Below are 15,333 nucleotides of genomic sequence, written 5' to 3'. Positions count from 1 at the left end.
AGTTTCGCAGCAAATAGGGTAAAGGGTGCCTGCCGCGCCGAGCCTCTGCCGGGGAGCTCGGTGCCAGCGCCGTTTGTTATGCGCGAACCGAAATCGCCAGGAATTCCAGTATGTCTCGCCAAGACGCGAACGCAGCCTTTGCCTTGTCCTCCTTTTTGCAGGGCACCAACGCCACCTACATCGACGAAATCTACGCCCGCTACGAGAAGGACCCGTCCTCGGTCGACGCCGAGTGGCAGGAGTTCTTCAAGAGCCTCAACGACCAGCCCGCTGACGTCCGGAAGAACGCCGAGGGCCCGTCCTGGGAGCGCGCCAATTGGCCGCTGACCCCGCAGGATGACCTGACCTCCGCCCTCGACGGCAATTGGGCCGAAGTCGAGAAGGCGGTCGGTGCCAAGATCGCCGCCAAGGCGCAGGCCAAGGGAGGCGACAAGGGCGCCGGTCTTTCCTCGGCCGACCTGCTGCAGGCGACGCGCGACTCCGTCCGCGCCCTCATGCTGATCCGCGCCTACCGCATGCGCGGTCACTTCCACGCCAAGCTCGATCCGCTCGGCATCGAAGCCCCGCGCAACCGCGAAGAGCTCGACCCGCGCACCTACGGCTTCAGCGAAGCCGATTTCGACCGCAAGATCTTCCTCGACCACGTGCTCGGTCTCGAATACGGCAGCCTGCGCGAGATCACCGCGATCTGCGAGCGCACCTACTGCCAGACGCTCGGCGTCGAGTTCATGCACATCAGCAACGCCGCGCAGAAGGCCTGGATCCAGGAGCGCATCGAGGGTCCGGACAAGGAGATCTCGTTCACCCGCGAAGGCCGCAGAGCCATCCTGGTGAAGCTGGTCGAAGCCGAGGGCTTCGAAAAATTCTGCGACACCAAGTTCACCGGCACCAAGCGCTTCGGTCTCGACGGCGCTGAATCGCTGATCCCGGCGCTCGAGCAGATTATCAAGCGCGGCGGCAATCTCGGCGTGAAGGAAATCGTGCTGGGCATGCCGCATCGCGGCCGCCTCAACGTGCTGACGCAAGTGATGGGCAAGGCGCACCGCGCTCTGTTCCACGAGTTCAAGGGCGGCTCCGCCAACCCCGACGCGGTCGAGGGCTCCGGCGACGTCAAATATCACCTCGGCGCCTCCTCGGACCGCGAGTTCGACGGCAACCGCATCCATCTGTCGCTGACCGCCAACCCCTCGCATCTCGAGATCGTCGATCCCGTGGTGCTCGGCAAGGTCCGCGCCAAGCAGGACCAGCACGGCGATCCGCCGGATATGCGCATCTCCGTGATGCCGCTCCTGATGCACGGCGACGCCGCGTTCGCCGGCCAGGGTGTGGTCGCGGAATGCTTCGGCCTGTCGGACCTGAAGGGCTACCGCACCGGCGGTTCCGTGCACTTCATCGTCAACAACCAGATCGGCTTCACCACCTATCCGCGTTACTCGCGCTCCTCGCCCTATCCGTCCGACGTGGCGAAGATGATCGACGCGCCGATCTTCCACGTGAATGGCGACGATCCCGAAGCCGTCGTGTTCGCGGCCAAGGTCGCGACCGAGTTCCGGCAGAAATTCCACAAGCCGGTCGTCATCGACATGTTCTGCTACCGCAGGCATGGCCATAACGAGGGCGACGAGCCGGCTTTCACCCAGCCGGTGATGTACAAGAAGATCGCGGCCCATCCCTCCACGCTCGAGCTCTACGCCCGCCGCCTCATCAGCGAAGGCGTGCTGACCGAGGGCGAGGTCGACAAGGCCAAGGCCGACTGGCGTGCGCGGCTCGACGCCGAGCTCGAAGCCGGCTCCGGCTACAAGCCCAACAAGGCCGACTGGCTCGACGGCAAGTGGGCCGGCTTCAAGATCGCCGACCAGGAAGAGGATGCGCGGCGCGGCGTCACCGGCGTCGACATCGCCGAGCTGAAGGATATCGGCCGCAAGATCACCAAGGTGCCGGACGGTTTCCGCGCCCACCGCACCATCCAGCGCTTCCTGGAGAACCGCTCCAAGGCGATCGACACCGGCGTCGGCATCGATTGGGCGACCGGCGAGGCATTGGCGTTCTGCACGCTGCTCAACGAGAACCACCATGTCCGCCTGTCGGGCCAGGACTCCGAGCGCGGCACCTTCTCGCAGCGTCATTCCGTCCTGATCGACCAGGAAGACGAGAGCCGCTACACGCCGTTCAACCATCTCGGCCACGAGCAGGGGCATTACGAGGTCATCAACTCGCTGCTGTCGGAAGAAGCCGTGCTCGGTTTCGAATACGGCTACTCGCTCGCGGAGCCGAACACGCTGACCCTCTGGGAAGCCCAGTTCGGCGACTTCGCCAACGGCGCGCAGGTCGTGTTCGACCAGTTCATCTCCTCGGGCGAGCGCAAATGGCTGCGCATGTCCGGCCTCGTCTGCCTCCTGCCGCATGGCTATGAAGGCCAGGGGCCGGAGCATTCCTCGGCACGTCTGGAGCGTTATCTGCAGATGTGCGCCGAAGACAACATGCAGGTGGTCTATCCGACCACGCCGGCGAACTACTTCCACGTGCTGCGGCGCCAGCTCCATCGCGAGATCCGCAAGCCGCTGATCCTGATGACGCCCAAGTCGCTGCTGCGTCACAAGCGGGCGGTGTCGCGTCTCGAGGAGCTCGCGAAGGGAGCGACCTTCCACCGCATCCTCTATGATGACGCCCAGATGCAGCCGAGCGAGGCGACCAAGCTCGTTCCCGACGAGAAGATCCGTCGCATCGTGCTGTGCTCCGGCAAGGTCTATTATGACCTCTACGAGGAGCGCGAGAAGCGCGGCATCGACGACATCTACCTGATGCGCGTCGAGCAGCTCTATCCGGTGCCGTTGAAGGCGCTGGTGGCCGAGCTGTCGCGCTTCAAGAAGGCCGAAGTGGTGTGGTGCCAGGAAGAGCCGCGCAACATGGGCGCCTGGCACTTCATCGAGCCCTATCTGGAATGGGTGCTGAACCAGGTGAACGGCGCAAGCCGGCGTCCGCGTTATGTCGGCCGCGCCGCTTCCGCCGCGACCGCCACGGGTCTGATGTCCAAGCATCAGGCGCAGTTGAAGGCGTTCCTGGACGAAGCACTGAGCTGAACTTTTCGAACTGCGTCATGCCCCGCCTCGTGCGCAACCAGCGCACTGGAGCGGGGCATCCAGTACGCCGTGACGTCCGTGCCCTGTACGAGCGTCCGGTTTGCTGGATGGCTTGCTTTTCGCAGGCGATGGCATCCGCACTTATGACCGCATCGGCGATCCCTAAGGACAAAGACCATGACTGAAATTCGTGTGCCGACGCTCGGCGAATCCGTCACCGAGGCCACCATCGGCCGCTGGTTCAAGAAGGCCGGCGATCCCGTCGCCGTCGACGAGCCCTTGGTGGAGCTCGAGACCGACAAGGTCACCATCGAAGTCCCGGCGCCCTCCGCGGGCACGCTGAGCGAGATCATTGCCGCCGATGGCGCCACCGTCGCGGTCGGCGCGCTGCTCGGCCAGATCACCGATGGTGTCGGCGCGGCAAAGCCCGCAGCTGCGCCCGCCAAGCCTGCCGCAGCCGCGGCAGCCGCTGCTGCACCGGCCCCGGCTGCGAAGGCGCCGCCGGCCGATGCGCCGCTCGCGCCTTCCGTGCGGAAACTGTCGGCCGAGAGCGGCGTCGACGCCTCGACCGTTCCGGGCTCCGGCAAGGACGGCCGCGTCACCAAGGGCGACATGCTCGCCGCGATCGAGCGTGCGGCCTCCGCGCCGACCCCGGTCAACCAGCCGGCCGCCGCCGTGCAGGTGCGCAGCCCCTCGCCGGCCGATGATGCCGCCCGCGAAGAGCGCGTCAAGATGACCCGCCTGCGCCAGACCATCGCGCGCCGCCTCAAGGACGTGCAGAACACCGCGGCCATGCTCACGACCTTCAACGAGGTCGACATGACCAACGTCATGGCGCTGCGTGCGCACTACAAGGATGCGTTCGAGAAGAAGCACGGCTCCAAGCTCGGCTTCATGGGCTTCTTCACCAAGGCCGTGGTGCAGGCGCTGAAGGACATCCCGGCCGTCAACGCCGAGATCGACGGCACCGACCTGATCTACAAGAACTATTACCACATCGGCGTTGCCGTCGGCACCGACAAGGGCCTCGTCGTGCCCGTGGTGCGCGACTGCGACCACAAGTCGATCGCCGACATCGAGAAGGGCATCGCCGATTTCGGTCGCCGCGCCCGCGACGGCCAGCTCAAGATCGACGAGATGCAGGGCGGCACCTTCACCATCACCAATGGCGGCATCTACGGCTCGCTGATGTCGACCCCGATCCTGAACGCGCCGCAGTCCGGCATCCTCGGCATGCACAAGATCCAGGAGCGGCCGATGGTCGTCGGCGGCAAGATCGAGGTCCGTCCGATGATGTATCTGGCGCTGTCCTACGATCACCGCGTCATCGACGGCAAGGAAGCCGTCACCTTCCTGGTTCGCGTCAAGGAGAGCCTGGAAGATCCGGCGCGTCTGGTGCTCGATCTCTGATCGCTGATGCTCTGCGAGCGCCGTCGCCATTCGCGACGGCGCATGTCGAACCATGGAGGCGCGCGTGACCGATAAAGTCGTTGTCATCACCGGCGGCAGCCGCGGCATCGGGCGGGCGACCGCGATTGCGGCGGCCGCGCGCGGCTTCCGCGTCGTGGTCGGCTATGCCAGCAACAAAACCGCCGCCGACGAGGTCGTCGCGCAGATCGAGGCCAGCAACGGCAAGGCCATCGCGGTAAAATGCGATGTCGCCGAGGAAAGCGACATCGTCGAGCTATTCAAGGCGGCCGACAAGTTCGGCACGCTCGGCGCGCTCGTCAACAATGGCGGCATCGTCGGCCAGAGCGGCGTGCGCGTCGACGAGATGTCGGCCGAGCGCATCCAGCGCGTGATGGCCGTCAACGTCACCGGCTCGATCCTCTGCGCGCGCGAGGCGGTGAAGCGGATGTCGACCAAGCACGGCGGCAAGGGCGGCGTCATCGTCAATCTGTCGTCGGTCGCCGCGAGGCTCGGCGCGCCCAACACCTATGTCGACTATGCGGCCTCCAAGGGCGCGATCGATTCCTTCACCATCGGTCTCGGCTATGAAGTCGCGGGCGAAGGCATTCGCGTCGCAGGCATCCGCCCCGGCCTGATCGACACCGAAATCCACGCCGCCGGCGGCGAGCCCGACCGCGCCCATCGTCTGGCCCATCTGGTGCCGATGAAGCGCGTCGGCACCGCGGACGAAATCGCCAACGCCATCGTCTGGCTGATGTCGGACGAGGCCTCCTACGTCACCTCAGCCATTCTCGATGTGTCCGGCGGACGCTGACGCTCCGGCGGACGCTGACACATCCTCATCACGCCAAACCTACGGGACTTTCTCTCATGGCTACCTACGATCTCGTCGTCATCGGCACCGGACCGGGCGGTTATGTCTGCGCGGTACGCGCCAGCCAGCTCGGCATGAAAGTCGCCGTGGTCGAAAAGAACGCCACGCTCGGCGGCACCTGCCTCAATGTCGGCTGCATGCCGTCGAAGGCGCTGCTGCACGCCTCCGAAATGTTCGAGGAAGCCGGTCATTCCTTCGCGAAAATGGGCGTGTCGATCCCGTCGCCGAAGCTCGATCTGCCCGCGATGATGAACTTCAAGCAGCAGGGCATCGACGGCAACGTCAAGGGCGTCGAGTTCCTGATGAAGAAGAACAAGATCGACGTGCTCAAGGGCACCGGCAAGATCCTCGGCAGCGGCAAGGTCGAGGTCTCCGCCGACGGCAAGTCCCAAGTCGTTGACGCCAAGAGCATCGTCATCGCCACCGGCTCGGATATCGCGCGGCTCAAGGGCATCGAGATCGACGAGAAGCGCATCGTCTCGTCCACCGGCGCGCTGTCGCTGGAGAAGGTCCCCGGCAAGCTGCTGATCGTCGGCGCCGGCGTGATCGGCCTCGAGCTCGGCTCGGTCTGGCATCGCCTCGGCGCCGAAGTCGTCGTCGTCGAATTCCTGGATCGCATTCTGCCCGGCATGGACGGCGAGATCGCCAAGCAATTCCAGCGCATCCTGGAAAAGCAGGGCTTTGCGTTCAAGCTCGGTGCCAAGGTCACCGCGGTCGACACGGCAGGCAAGACGCTGAAGGCGACGATCGAGCCCGCCGCCGGCGGCGCTGCCGAGACGCTGGAAGCCGACGTCGTGCTGGTCTGCATCGGCCGCGTGCCCTACACGGACGCTCTCGGCCTGAAGGAGGCCGGGGTTGCGCTTGATCCCCGTGGCCGCGTGCAGATCGATCCGCATTTCGCCACCAGCCTGAAGGGCGTCTATGCCATCGGCGACGTCGTCGCGGGCCCGATGCTCGCGCACAAGGCCGAGGATGAAGGCGTTGCGGTGGCCGAGATCATCGCAGGCCAGGCCGGCCACGTGAATTACGATGTGATCCCAGGCGTCGTGTATACCACGCCGGAAGTGTCCTGCGTCGGCAAGACCGAGGAGGAACTGAAGCAGGCAGGCACAGCCTATACCGTCGGAAAGTTCCCCTTCACCGCCAACGGTCGCTCCAAGGTCAATCAAACCACTGACGGCTTTGTGAAGATACTCGCAGATGCGAAGACCGATCGCGTGCTCGGCGTGCACATTATCGGCCGCGAAGCCGGCGAAATGATCCATGAAGCCTGCGTTCTCATGGAGTTTGGCGGCAGTGCGGAGGATCTCGCGCGCACCTGCCACGCCCATCCGACCCGCTCGGAGGCCATCAAGGAGGCCGCGCTTGCAGTCGGCAAGCGGGCCATCCATATGTAGGTGTGTGCCCAGGACGAATCGGGCGGGAAACACATGCTGCGCCGCCTTCTTCAACCGGTCTGGGTCCTGCTTGCGATCGTCTTCCTGATCGAAGCCTGGCTGTGGGACCATCTCGAGCCGGTCGTCGCGCGGGTTGTCGCGGCGATTCCGCTGGCGCGCTTCAAGCAATGGCTGACGGAGCGGGTCGACGCGCTGTCGCCGGCCACGACGCTGATCGTGTTCGCGGTCCCCATCGTCCCGCTGTTTCCGCTCAAGCTGGTCGGCCTGTGGCTGCTCACGCATGAGTACTGGACCAGCGCGGTCTTCACGATCGTTTTCGCGAAAATGCTCGGCGTCGGCGTCACCGCCTTCGTGTTCGATGTGACGCGCGACAAGCTCTTGGAGATGCGCTGGTTCGAGCGAATCTATGATCTCGTGCTAAAGGTGCGCGCCAAGGCCGCCGAGCTGGTCGACCCGATCAAGCGCCGCGTCCGCGAGCTGATCGCCGGCAACGGCGAAGGCTGGTCGTCACGTACGCTGCGTTTGATCCAGCGTTTCAGGAAGAGCGTGCACGAAGCGCGGTGAGCGTCCGCACAATCAGTCTTTCACCGTCACCCCCGCGCAACGGCGAAGCCGTTGTCGCTGGAGGTAGCCGCTTCTTCAGCGGCCCTCGAAGGGCGACGGCCCGGATCTCTTCGCGCGGCTGCAGCGGTGGCCGTTCATCCTTCGAGGCTCTGCCCGCGATGCGTTGCATCGCGCGCCTCGCACCTCAGGATGACGGGATTGACTGCGCGGTCTTTGGCCTTACTACCTCAATGCAAGTGCAGCAGGTGCGGCCACCACAGGCCGAGCGCGGTCATGAGGAGGCCGGCGATCGTCAGCACGCCGCCGACATAGGCCAGCGCGAACATGCCGGTGATGATCGTCGCCGAAGCCAGCACGATGCCGATCTGGAACGCGGCCGAGGCCAGCTCGAAATGGTGGTATTTCGCGGTCGCCTCGTCGCGGTCGTGCTCGGCGTGCTTGGCCTTCTCCGCGAGCTGCTCGGTGCCTTCGCCGGTCTCGGGCTCGGAGCGGTAGCGCTGCGCGGTCTTGGCCCAGTCGTCGACCTGCTTCTGCACCGTCGCCCTCATGGCGTCGTCACTCGTCCCGCCCAGCGTCAGCTTGCCCTGCTCGGCCGCGGTCAGCACCACGGTGCGGCGGATGCTCTTGGCCTGGAAGAACGCCCAGAGATTGGCTGCCTCGACGTTCTTGCTGATCGATTCGGTCTGGGCGCCCTTGCCGAGCGTCTCCGAGATCGCCAGGAACAGCGCCAGCACGGCGATCAGGAGCGCGATCTTCTTGTTCGAGCCGGACGCGTGTTCGGCGTGCTCGGCGTGCTCCATGCTCTCATGTGCGCTCATAGATCTCTCCTGCCTCGGTTCCGCAACGATTGACCGAACCGCGGGCGCTGCGCAAGAGGCACGCGAGCTATGACAGCTTCATGTCAGAATTCAGCGCCAGTTCAGCGCCGCGGATGCGCGCTGGCATAGACCTCGAGCAGGCGCTCGGAGTCGATACCGGTATAGACCTGCGTGGTCGAGAGCGAGGAATGGCCGAGCAATTCCTGGATCGCGCGCAGATCGCCGCCGCGTGACAACAGATGCGTGGCGAAGGAATGCCGAAGCGCGTGCGGCGTGGCGCTGTCGGGCAGGCCGAGCGCGCCGCGCAGCCGCTCCATCGCGAGCTGGATGATGCGCGGGCTCAAGGGGCCGCCGCGCGCGCCGACGAAGATCGGGCCGTCCGCCGGCAGCGGATACGGACACATCGCGGCATATTCCTGCACCAGCTCCAGCACGTTCTGCAGCACCGGCACCATGCGGGTCTTGTTGCCTTTGCCTGTGACGACAAGCACGTCGCCTTCGCCCGGCCGCGGCACCTCGCGGCGCTGCAACCCCAACGCCTCGGAGATGCGCAGGCCCGAGCCGTACAAGAGCGCCATCACCGCGGCATCGCGCGCCAGAATCCAGGTCTCGCGATCCTCGCCGGCGCGCTCGTCGGCATCGGCAAGACGCTTTGCCGATGCCATCGGCAGCGGTTTTGGCAGACTCTTTGCGACCTTCGGGGCGCGAATGGCAGAGAGCGCGCCGACCTTGCCCTTGCCTTCGCGCTCCAAAAAGCGGCCGAACGAGCGCAGGCCCGCCAGCGCGCGCATCAGCGAGCGGCCGGCAATGTCGTCGGCGCGTCGCATCGCCATGAAGGCGCGCACGTCGGTCGCCTCCAGCGCGGCGAAGCGCTTGAGCGTGACGCGCTCGCCCCAGTGAGCACAGAGGAAATCCAGGCATTGCCGCAGGTCGCGGCCATAGGCCTCCAGCGTCTTCGGCGACAGCCGCCGCTCGGCGCCGAGATGCGACAGCCAGCGCGTCATCTCCTGCGCGATCGAGGGATCGGCGCTGGCGAGCTCGATATGTGGGGCGGCCGCTTTGCTCATGCGCTCTGGACGTGGTGATTCCCTACAGTATATCGCATCACACTCGTTTATCGTTCGCTAAGGCCGCCCCAGGGCGCTAGCCTTGAAGCCCCGGGTTCCGATTCTCCGTTCATGGATCACACGTCGCGCAGCACGACCGCCCCCACCAACGCGACCGGCATGGTCGACGTGCTGGTGCCGGTCGCGCTCGACCAGACCTATTCGTACAAGGTGCCGCGCGGGATGGAGCTGAAGGCCGGCGATCTCGTCGGTGTGCGGCTCGGGCCGCGCGAGGTGCTCGCGGTGGTCTGGGGAGAAAACGCCAATCCGGATCCGCGCCTGCACAATCGCCTCAAGGAGGTCAGCGAGAAGCTCGATATCCCGCCGCTCAAGCCCGAGCTGCGTTCCGTGGTCGATTGGGTCGCCAATTACACGCTGAGTCCGCGCGGCATGGTGCTGCGCATGTGCCTGCGGATGGGCGAGAATCTCGGCCCCGAGCGGGTCCGCCCCGGCGTGCGTCTGGTCGGCGATCCGCCGCGACGGCTGACGCCGGCACGCCAGCGCGTGATCGAGGTGTTGTCGGACCGGCTGCTGCACGGCAAGTCGGAGGCCGCCAAGGAGGCGGGTGTCTCGGCCGGCGTGATCGACGGGCTCGTCGATGAAGGCACGCTCACGGTCGAGCCGATGCCGCCGCCGGCGCCGCCGCCTGTGCCCGATCCGGATTTCGGCCGGCCGGATTTTTCGCCGCTGCAGCGTGCCGGTGTGGATGCGATGCGCGCGCTCGCGGCCAACGGCACCTTTCACGTCGCACTGCTCGACGGCGTGACCGGCTCAGGCAAGACCGAGGTGTATTTCGAGGCCGTTGCTGAAACCATCCGCCGCGGCAGGCAATCGCTGATCCTGATGCCGGAGATCGCGCTCACCGGCCAGTTCCTCGACCGCTTCGCGCAACGTTTCGGCGTGCGGCCGATCGAATGGCATTCCGAGCTGACGCCGCGCACCCGCGCGCGCAATTGGGCGGCGATCTCAGGAGGCACCGCGCCGGTCGTGGTCGGCGCGCGCTCGGCGCTGTTTCTGCCATACGCCGATCTCGGCCTCATCGTGGTCGATGAAGAGCACGACCAGGCCTACAAGCAGGACGAGGGCGTGCATTATCACGCCCGCGACATGGCCGTGGTGCGGGCGCATATCGCGAAGATCCCGGTCGTGCTGGCGTCGGCGACGCCCTCGGTCGAATCCGAGGTCAATGCGCGCAAGAATCGCTATCAGCGCATCGCGCTGCCCTCGCGCTTCGGCGGCCAGCACATGCCGCATATCGAGGCCATCGACATGCGCCGCGAGCCGCCCGCGCGCGGCCGCTTCATCTCGCCGCGGCTTGCCGGTGAAATCAGAGGTGCGATCGAAAAGCGCGAGCAGGCACTGCTGTTCCTCAATCGCCGCGGCTATGCGCCGCTGACACTGTGCCGCGGCTGCGGCCATCGCTTCGCCTGCACCATCTGCGATGCCTGGCTGGTCGATCACCGTTTCCGCCAGCGCCTGGTCTGCCATCATTGCGGCTTCTCGATGCCACGCCCGCACATCTGTCCGAACTGTTCGGCCGAGGAATCGCTGGTCGCGGTCGGTCCCGGCGTCGAGCGTCTGCAGGAGGAGGCGGCTGCGCTGTTTCCGCAAGCGCGCACCATGGTGCTGTCGAGCGATCTCATCACCTCGATCGAGACGATGCGCAGCGAGCTCGCCGAGATCGCGGAGGGCCGCGTCGACATCATCATCGGCACGCAGCTCGTCGCCAAGGGCCACAATTTCCCGCGGCTTAATCTCGTCGGCGTGATCGACGCGGATCTCGGTCTGAGCAACGGCGATCCGCGCGCGGCGGAGCGCACCTGGCAATTGCTCAACCAGGTGATCGGCCGCGCCGGGCGCGAGCAGGGCCGCGGCGTCGGCTATCTCCAGACCCATCAGCCCGATCATCCCGTGATGAAAGCGCTGATCGCCTGCGACCGCGAGGCCTTCTACGACAGCGAGATCGATTTGCGCGAGAAGACGCTCTATCCGCCGTTCGGCCGGCTTGCGAGCCTGATCATCTCCGCGGGCGACCGCCCGAGCGCCGAAGGTCTTGGCCGCCGTCTCGTCGCGCTCGCGCCGCGCGATGAGCGCGTCGTGGTGCTTGGGCCGGCGGAGGCGCCGCTCGCCGTGATCAAGGGCCGCTACCGCTTCCGTATCCTGGTGAAATCGGCGCGCGGCTTCGATCTGTCGGACTATTTGCGCAACTGGCTCGCGGTCTGCCCGAAGCCGACGGGCAATCAGAAGCTCGAAGTCGACGTCGATCCGCAGAGCTTTTTGTAAGACTGCGCACACTCTCTCCACGTCATTGCGAGGAGCCCTTGCGACGAAGCAATCCAGGGTCCTTCCGCGGAAACAGTCTGGATTGCTTCGCTGCGCTCGCAATGACGCTGTGAGAGCAGTGCCTCTCTCTCTCTCTCTCTCTCTCTCTCTCTCTCTCCGTCGTGCCCCGGACGCAGCGCAGCGCTTCTTCAGCGGTGCGCTGCAGAGCCGGGGCCCATGTGGCACAGGAGCTTGCGGCTTCTGGGTCCCGGCTCTGCGCCGCAACGCCCTGGCGGCGTTGCGGCTTGTCCGGGACACGCGCGCGGTGACGACAATAAAAAAGCCCGCGGTCCCCCAAGACCGCGGGCTTGTTTCATGTGCGCAGCAAACTGATGAAAAACTGCGCGGTCGATGAGGCGCTAACGCGCCTTAGGAGACGACTTCCGCGGTGACGCGGCCGACGCCGGCCCCGGTGAGGCCGATGGCGCGGGCAGCGCCGGTGGAGAGGTCGAGAACCCGGCCGCGAATGAACGGGCCGCGGTCATTGATAGTGACGATGACGCTCGAGCCACCGTGGGTAACGCGCAGCTTGGTGCCGAACGGCAGCGAACGGTGCGCTGCGGTCATGGCGTTCTGGTTGAAGCGCTGGCCCGAGGCGGTCTTGCTGCCGGACTCGTTGCCATAATAGGAGGCGATGCCGGAGAAGCTGCGGCCCGTGCCCGCCGACGGCGTCATCGCCGCATTGGCATTGCGCCAATCGGAGGTCGCGTTGGTATCGGTCTGAGCATGGTGGCGGTGATGATGATGATGCCGGTGATGCCGGGATTTGGCGGAAGCCTCGGTGGCAGTTCCACCGATGAGGAGAGTTGCGGCAACGAAAGCGATCGCCGTGCGTGGCCGGGTCACAAAGCCCAGCGTCTTCAAAGACAGCATTTAGTGGTCCCTAAGCTAGTATTGCCACACATGTGGCTAGTGGAGCCCCCATCAGTTTGTGAGCGGGTTGGCGTTTCGATTCCTAATGAGGCGTGAATTGGGCAGTAAATCCATTCTGTTTCGTCATGAAATATCTTGTTACCGCTATCGGATATTCAGCCGATGTTCCGTAATCTTCCGCTTTAACGATTTGTTAATCTCTTGATTACATCCGAATACTGTAAAACGAAGTTGTCGCCTCCAACGTTTAGAATTGGGTAAGTATTCGGCGAGTGGAACCGAGGAGGCCAAAATCACGCCTCAGCGATCCGTGTTCATGGCCGCTATGCGCTGAGGGCAGGAACGAAAGGGCCGGCGTCGCTCAGAGGCGCGCGGCAATTCCGTCGGGTGGCAGGTCGACGTTGCGTCGTCGTGGACTGCGACGAACTGGCGACAGAACGTCATGCCTTTAATTTGGCGTCATGTTGCACGTGCGCGCCTGCTATGATAGCAAAGCCGCGATTTTAACGGATCCGGCACCTCCCGTGTCGGCCGAAAATCGAAGTCCCGCTTGAATTCCAAGGGCTTGGATCGCTTGGCGCCGCTTTGTGGCGACGGTTTTTCCCTTGCGAGTTTGACAGCAAAAAGAGCGCGTCTGTGGCTGCAGAAGATACGTCCGTTTCAGGTGTGTCGGGCCGTTATGCAACGGCCTTGTTTGAACTGGCCCGCGACCAGAAAGTGGTCGACGAGGTCAAAGCCGATCTCGACAAATTCGAGGGCTTGCTGAATGAAAGCGCTGATCTGAAGCGCCTCGTCCGCAGCCCGGTGTTCGCGGCCGAGACCCAGTCCAGGGCTCTCTCGGCCGTGCTGGACAAGGCCGGTATCGCCGGCATCTCCGCCAATTTCCTCAAGGTTCTGACCGCCAATCGCCGCCTGTTCGCGGTGACTGACGTCATCCGCGCCTACCGCGCCCTCGTCGCCAGGTTCAAGGGCGAGGTGACGGCCGACGTCACCGTGGCGGAAGCGCTCTCGGACAAGAATCTCGACGCCCTCAAGGTTGCCCTGAAGTCGGTGACCGGCAAGGACGTCGCGCTCAACGTGAATGTCGATCCCTCGATCATCGGTGGCCTCGTCGTCAAGCTCGGCAGCCGCATGATCGATAGTTCGCTTCGCACCAAACTCAATTCGATCAAGCACGCGATGAAAGAGGCAGGCTGATGGACATCCGCGCCGCGGAAATTTCCGCGATCCTCAAGGACCAGATCAAGAATTTCGGCCAGGAAGCTGAAGTCTCCGAAGTCGGACAGGTGCTGTCCGTCGGCGACGGTATCGCTCGCGTCTATGGTCTGGACAACGTCCAGGCCGGCGAAATGGTCGAGTTCGAGAACGGCACCCGCGGCATGGCGCTGAACCTCGAAACCGACAACGTCGGTATCGTTATTTTCGGCGCCGACCGCGAGATCAAGGAAGGCCAGACCGTCAAGCGCACCCGCGCCATCGTGGACGCGCCGGTCGGCAAGGGTCTGCTCGGCCGCGTCGTCGACGCACTCGGCAACCCGATCGACGGCAAGGGCCCGATCCAGGCCGACAAGCGCATGCGCGTCGACGTCAAGGCGCCCGGCATCATTCCGCGCAAATCGGTGAGCGAGCCGATGGCGACCGGCCTCAAGGCGATCGACGCCCTGATCCCGATCGGCCGCGGCCAGCGCGAGCTGATCATCGGCGACCGTCAGACCGGCAAGACCGCGATCGCGCTCGACACCATCCTCAACCAGAAGCCGCTCAACGCGCAGCCGGACGAGAACATCAAGCTGTATTGCGTCTACGTCGCGATCGGCCAGAAGCGTTCGACCGTTGCCCAGTTCGTGAAGGTGCTGGAAGAGCAGGGCGCGCTCGAATATTCGATCATCGTCGCCGCCACCGCGTCGGATCCGGCGCCGATGCAGTACATCGCGCCGTTCACCGGCTGCACCATGGGCGAGTACTTCCGCGACAACGGCATGCACGCCGTCATCATCTATGACGATCTGTCCAAGCAGGCCGTCGCCTACCGCCAGATGTCGCTGCTGCTGCGCCGCCCGCCAGGCCGCGAAGCCTATCCGGGCGACGTGTTCTATCTGCACTCCCGCCTGCTCGAGCGCGCGGCGAAGCTGAACAAGGACCAGGGCTCGGGCTCGCTGACGGCGCTGCCGGTCATCGAAACCCAGGCCAACGACGTGTCGGCCTACATTCCGACCAACGTCATCTCGATCACCGACGGCCAGATCTTCCTGGAAACCGACCTGTTCTTCCAGGGCATCCGTCCCGCGGTGAACGTCGGTCTGTCAGTGTCGCGCGTCGGCTCCTCGGCGCAGACCAAGGCCACCAAGAAGGTCGCCGGCAAGATCAAGGGCGAGCTCGCGCAGTACCGCGAAATGGCGGCATTCGCGCAGTTCGGCTCCGACCTCGACGCCTCGACCCAGCGCCTGCTCAATCGCGGCTCGCGCCTGACCGAGCTCCTGAAGCAGCCGCAGTTCGCGCCGCTGAAGATGGAAGAGCAGGTCTGCGTGATCTGGGCCGGCACCAACGGCTATCTCGACCCGCTCCCGCTCAACAAGGTGCGCGCGTTCGAGGACGGTCTCCTGTCGCTGCTGCGCGGCAAGAACGCCGAGATCCTCACTGCGATCCGCGACAGCCGCGATCTCTCCGACGACACCGCCGCCAAGCTGAAGTCGGTGGTCGAAGGCTACGCGAAGTCTTTCGCATAAGAACGCCGTCGGGGCCGGGCGAAAGTGCGCAGCGCGTCTTCGCATTGATGTCCCGGCCATCCCCGCCTCACCGCGTGGGAGACGAAGACGTGGATGCCCGGGACAAGCCCGGGCATGACGACAGGGACAAGCTAGCGGTTTGACCGAAAGGGATCGAACCGTC

Annotated in this window: 11 protein-coding genes; 8 read left to right on the top strand and 3 right to left on the bottom strand. The window is 65.0% G+C overall.

What is annotated here, in order from left to right; all coding sequences use genetic code 11:
* The first annotated feature begins 110 nt into the window (after positions 1 to 110).
* The 5 genes from IVA81_RS11700 (at position 111) to IVA81_RS11680 (ending at position 7,325) form a co-directional block, all read left to right on the top strand.
* Entirely contained in the window at positions 111 to 3,080 is a 2,970-nt protein-coding gene (locus tag IVA81_RS11700; protein ID WP_247316554.1) for a 2-oxoglutarate dehydrogenase E1 component, read from the top strand.
* 177 nt (positions 3,081 to 3,257) lie between these two features.
* A complete protein-coding gene (gene odhB / locus IVA81_RS11695; protein WP_247316553.1) occupies positions 3,258 to 4,490 on the top strand; it encodes a 2-oxoglutarate dehydrogenase complex dihydrolipoyllysine-residue succinyltransferase in 1,233 nt (410 codons plus the stop codon).
* 52 nt (positions 4,491 to 4,542) lie between these two features.
* Positions 4,543 to 5,304, top strand: a complete 762-nt coding sequence (locus tag IVA81_RS11690; protein WP_247316552.1) for an SDR family oxidoreductase — start codon at positions 4,543 to 4,545, stop codon at positions 5,302 to 5,304.
* Between the two features lie 56 nt (positions 5,305 to 5,360).
* Positions 5,361 to 6,761 (top strand): dihydrolipoyl dehydrogenase, encoded by a 1,401-nt coding sequence (gene lpdA / locus IVA81_RS11685; protein WP_247316551.1) that lies wholly within the window; start codon positions 5,361 to 5,363, stop codon positions 6,759 to 6,761.
* Positions 6,762 to 6,794: 33 nt separating this feature from the next.
* The gene (locus IVA81_RS11680) at positions 6,795 to 7,325 is read left to right on the top strand and encodes a hypothetical protein (RefSeq protein WP_247316550.1); all 531 of its coding nucleotides are present in this window, start codon (positions 6,795 to 6,797) and stop codon (positions 7,323 to 7,325) included.
* A gap of 227 nt (positions 7,326 to 7,552) precedes the next feature.
* Here the strand turns inward: IVA81_RS11680 and IVA81_RS11675 are convergent, their stop codons facing one another.
* Positions 7,553 to 8,143 carry a DUF4337 domain-containing protein gene (locus tag IVA81_RS11675; RefSeq protein WP_247316549.1) on the bottom strand — a complete coding sequence of 197 codons (591 nt, stop codon included), beginning with the start codon at positions 8,141 to 8,143 and terminating at the stop codon, positions 7,553 to 7,555.
* A gap of 101 nt (positions 8,144 to 8,244) precedes the next feature.
* The gene (locus IVA81_RS11670; RefSeq protein ID WP_247316548.1) at positions 8,245 to 9,210 is read right to left on the bottom strand and encodes a tyrosine recombinase XerC; all 966 of its coding nucleotides are present in this window, start codon (positions 9,208 to 9,210) and stop codon (positions 8,245 to 8,247) included.
* 111 nt (positions 9,211 to 9,321) lie between these two features.
* Between IVA81_RS11670 and IVA81_RS11665 the strand changes: the two genes are divergently transcribed.
* Positions 9,322 to 11,532 (top strand): primosomal protein N', encoded by a 2,211-nt coding sequence (locus IVA81_RS11665; RefSeq protein WP_247316547.1) that lies wholly within the window; start codon positions 9,322 to 9,324, stop codon positions 11,530 to 11,532.
* Between the two features lie 408 nt (positions 11,533 to 11,940).
* On the opposite strand, the gene IVA81_RS11660 is transcribed toward IVA81_RS11665, so the two are convergent.
* Positions 11,941 to 12,444, bottom strand: coding sequence for a septal ring lytic transglycosylase RlpA family protein (locus IVA81_RS11660; RefSeq protein WP_247316546.1), 504 nt, complete (start codon positions 12,442 to 12,444; stop codon positions 11,941 to 11,943).
* Between the two features lie 636 nt (positions 12,445 to 13,080).
* Here IVA81_RS11660 and IVA81_RS11655 point away from each other — a divergent pair.
* Together IVA81_RS11655 and atpA are read left to right on the top strand one after the other, a co-directional pair.
* Entirely contained in the window at positions 13,081 to 13,641 is a 561-nt protein-coding gene (locus IVA81_RS11655; protein WP_247316545.1) for a F0F1 ATP synthase subunit delta, read from the top strand.
* Positions 13,641 to 15,170, top strand: a complete 1,530-nt coding sequence (atpA, locus tag IVA81_RS11650; RefSeq protein WP_247316544.1) for a F0F1 ATP synthase subunit alpha — start codon at positions 13,641 to 13,643, stop codon at positions 15,168 to 15,170. The genes IVA81_RS11655 and atpA overlap by 1 nt, the downstream gene beginning before the upstream one ends.
* Positions 15,171 to 15,333 lie beyond the last annotated feature (163 nt).

Origin of the sequence: Bradyrhizobium sp. 141 (genome assembly GCF_023074055.1) — a bacterium.
In the GTDB taxonomy this organism is placed as follows: domain Bacteria; phylum Pseudomonadota; class Alphaproteobacteria; order Rhizobiales; family Xanthobacteraceae; genus Bradyrhizobium.
The sequence above is the reverse complement of the archived record's forward strand: the minus strand, read 5'-3'. Positions and strand labels throughout refer to the sequence as shown.

What these genes read in the sequence shown, in the direction of transcription:
- IVA81_RS11670 (WP_247316548.1), bottom strand. Translation starts at nt 9,210, where the DNA reads ATGAGCAAAGCGGCCGCCCCACATATCGAGCTCGCCAGCGCCGATCCC.
- lpdA (WP_247316551.1), top strand. Translation starts at nt 5,361, where the DNA reads ATGGCTACCTACGATCTCGTCGTCATCGGCACCGGACCGGGCGGTTAT.
- IVA81_RS11665 (WP_247316547.1), top strand. Translation starts at nt 9,322, where the DNA reads ATGGATCACACGTCGCGCAGCACGACCGCCCCCACCAACGCGACCGGC.
- IVA81_RS11700 (WP_247316554.1), top strand. Translation starts at nt 111, where the DNA reads ATGTCTCGCCAAGACGCGAACGCAGCCTTTGCCTTGTCCTCCTTTTTG.
- IVA81_RS11675 (WP_247316549.1), bottom strand. Translation starts at nt 8,143, where the DNA reads ATGAGCGCACATGAGAGCATGGAGCACGCCGAGCACGCCGAACACGCG.
- IVA81_RS11680 (WP_247316550.1), top strand. Translation starts at nt 6,795, where the DNA reads ATGCTGCGCCGCCTTCTTCAACCGGTCTGGGTCCTGCTTGCGATCGTC.
- atpA (WP_247316544.1), top strand. Translation starts at nt 13,641, where the DNA reads ATGGACATCCGCGCCGCGGAAATTTCCGCGATCCTCAAGGACCAGATC.
- odhB (WP_247316553.1), top strand. Translation starts at nt 3,258, where the DNA reads ATGACTGAAATTCGTGTGCCGACGCTCGGCGAATCCGTCACCGAGGCC.
- IVA81_RS11660 (WP_247316546.1), bottom strand. Translation starts at nt 12,444, where the DNA reads ATGCTGTCTTTGAAGACGCTGGGCTTTGTGACCCGGCCACGCACGGCG.
- IVA81_RS11690 (WP_247316552.1), top strand. Translation starts at nt 4,543, where the DNA reads ATGGAGGCGCGCGTGACCGATAAAGTCGTTGTCATCACCGGCGGCAGC.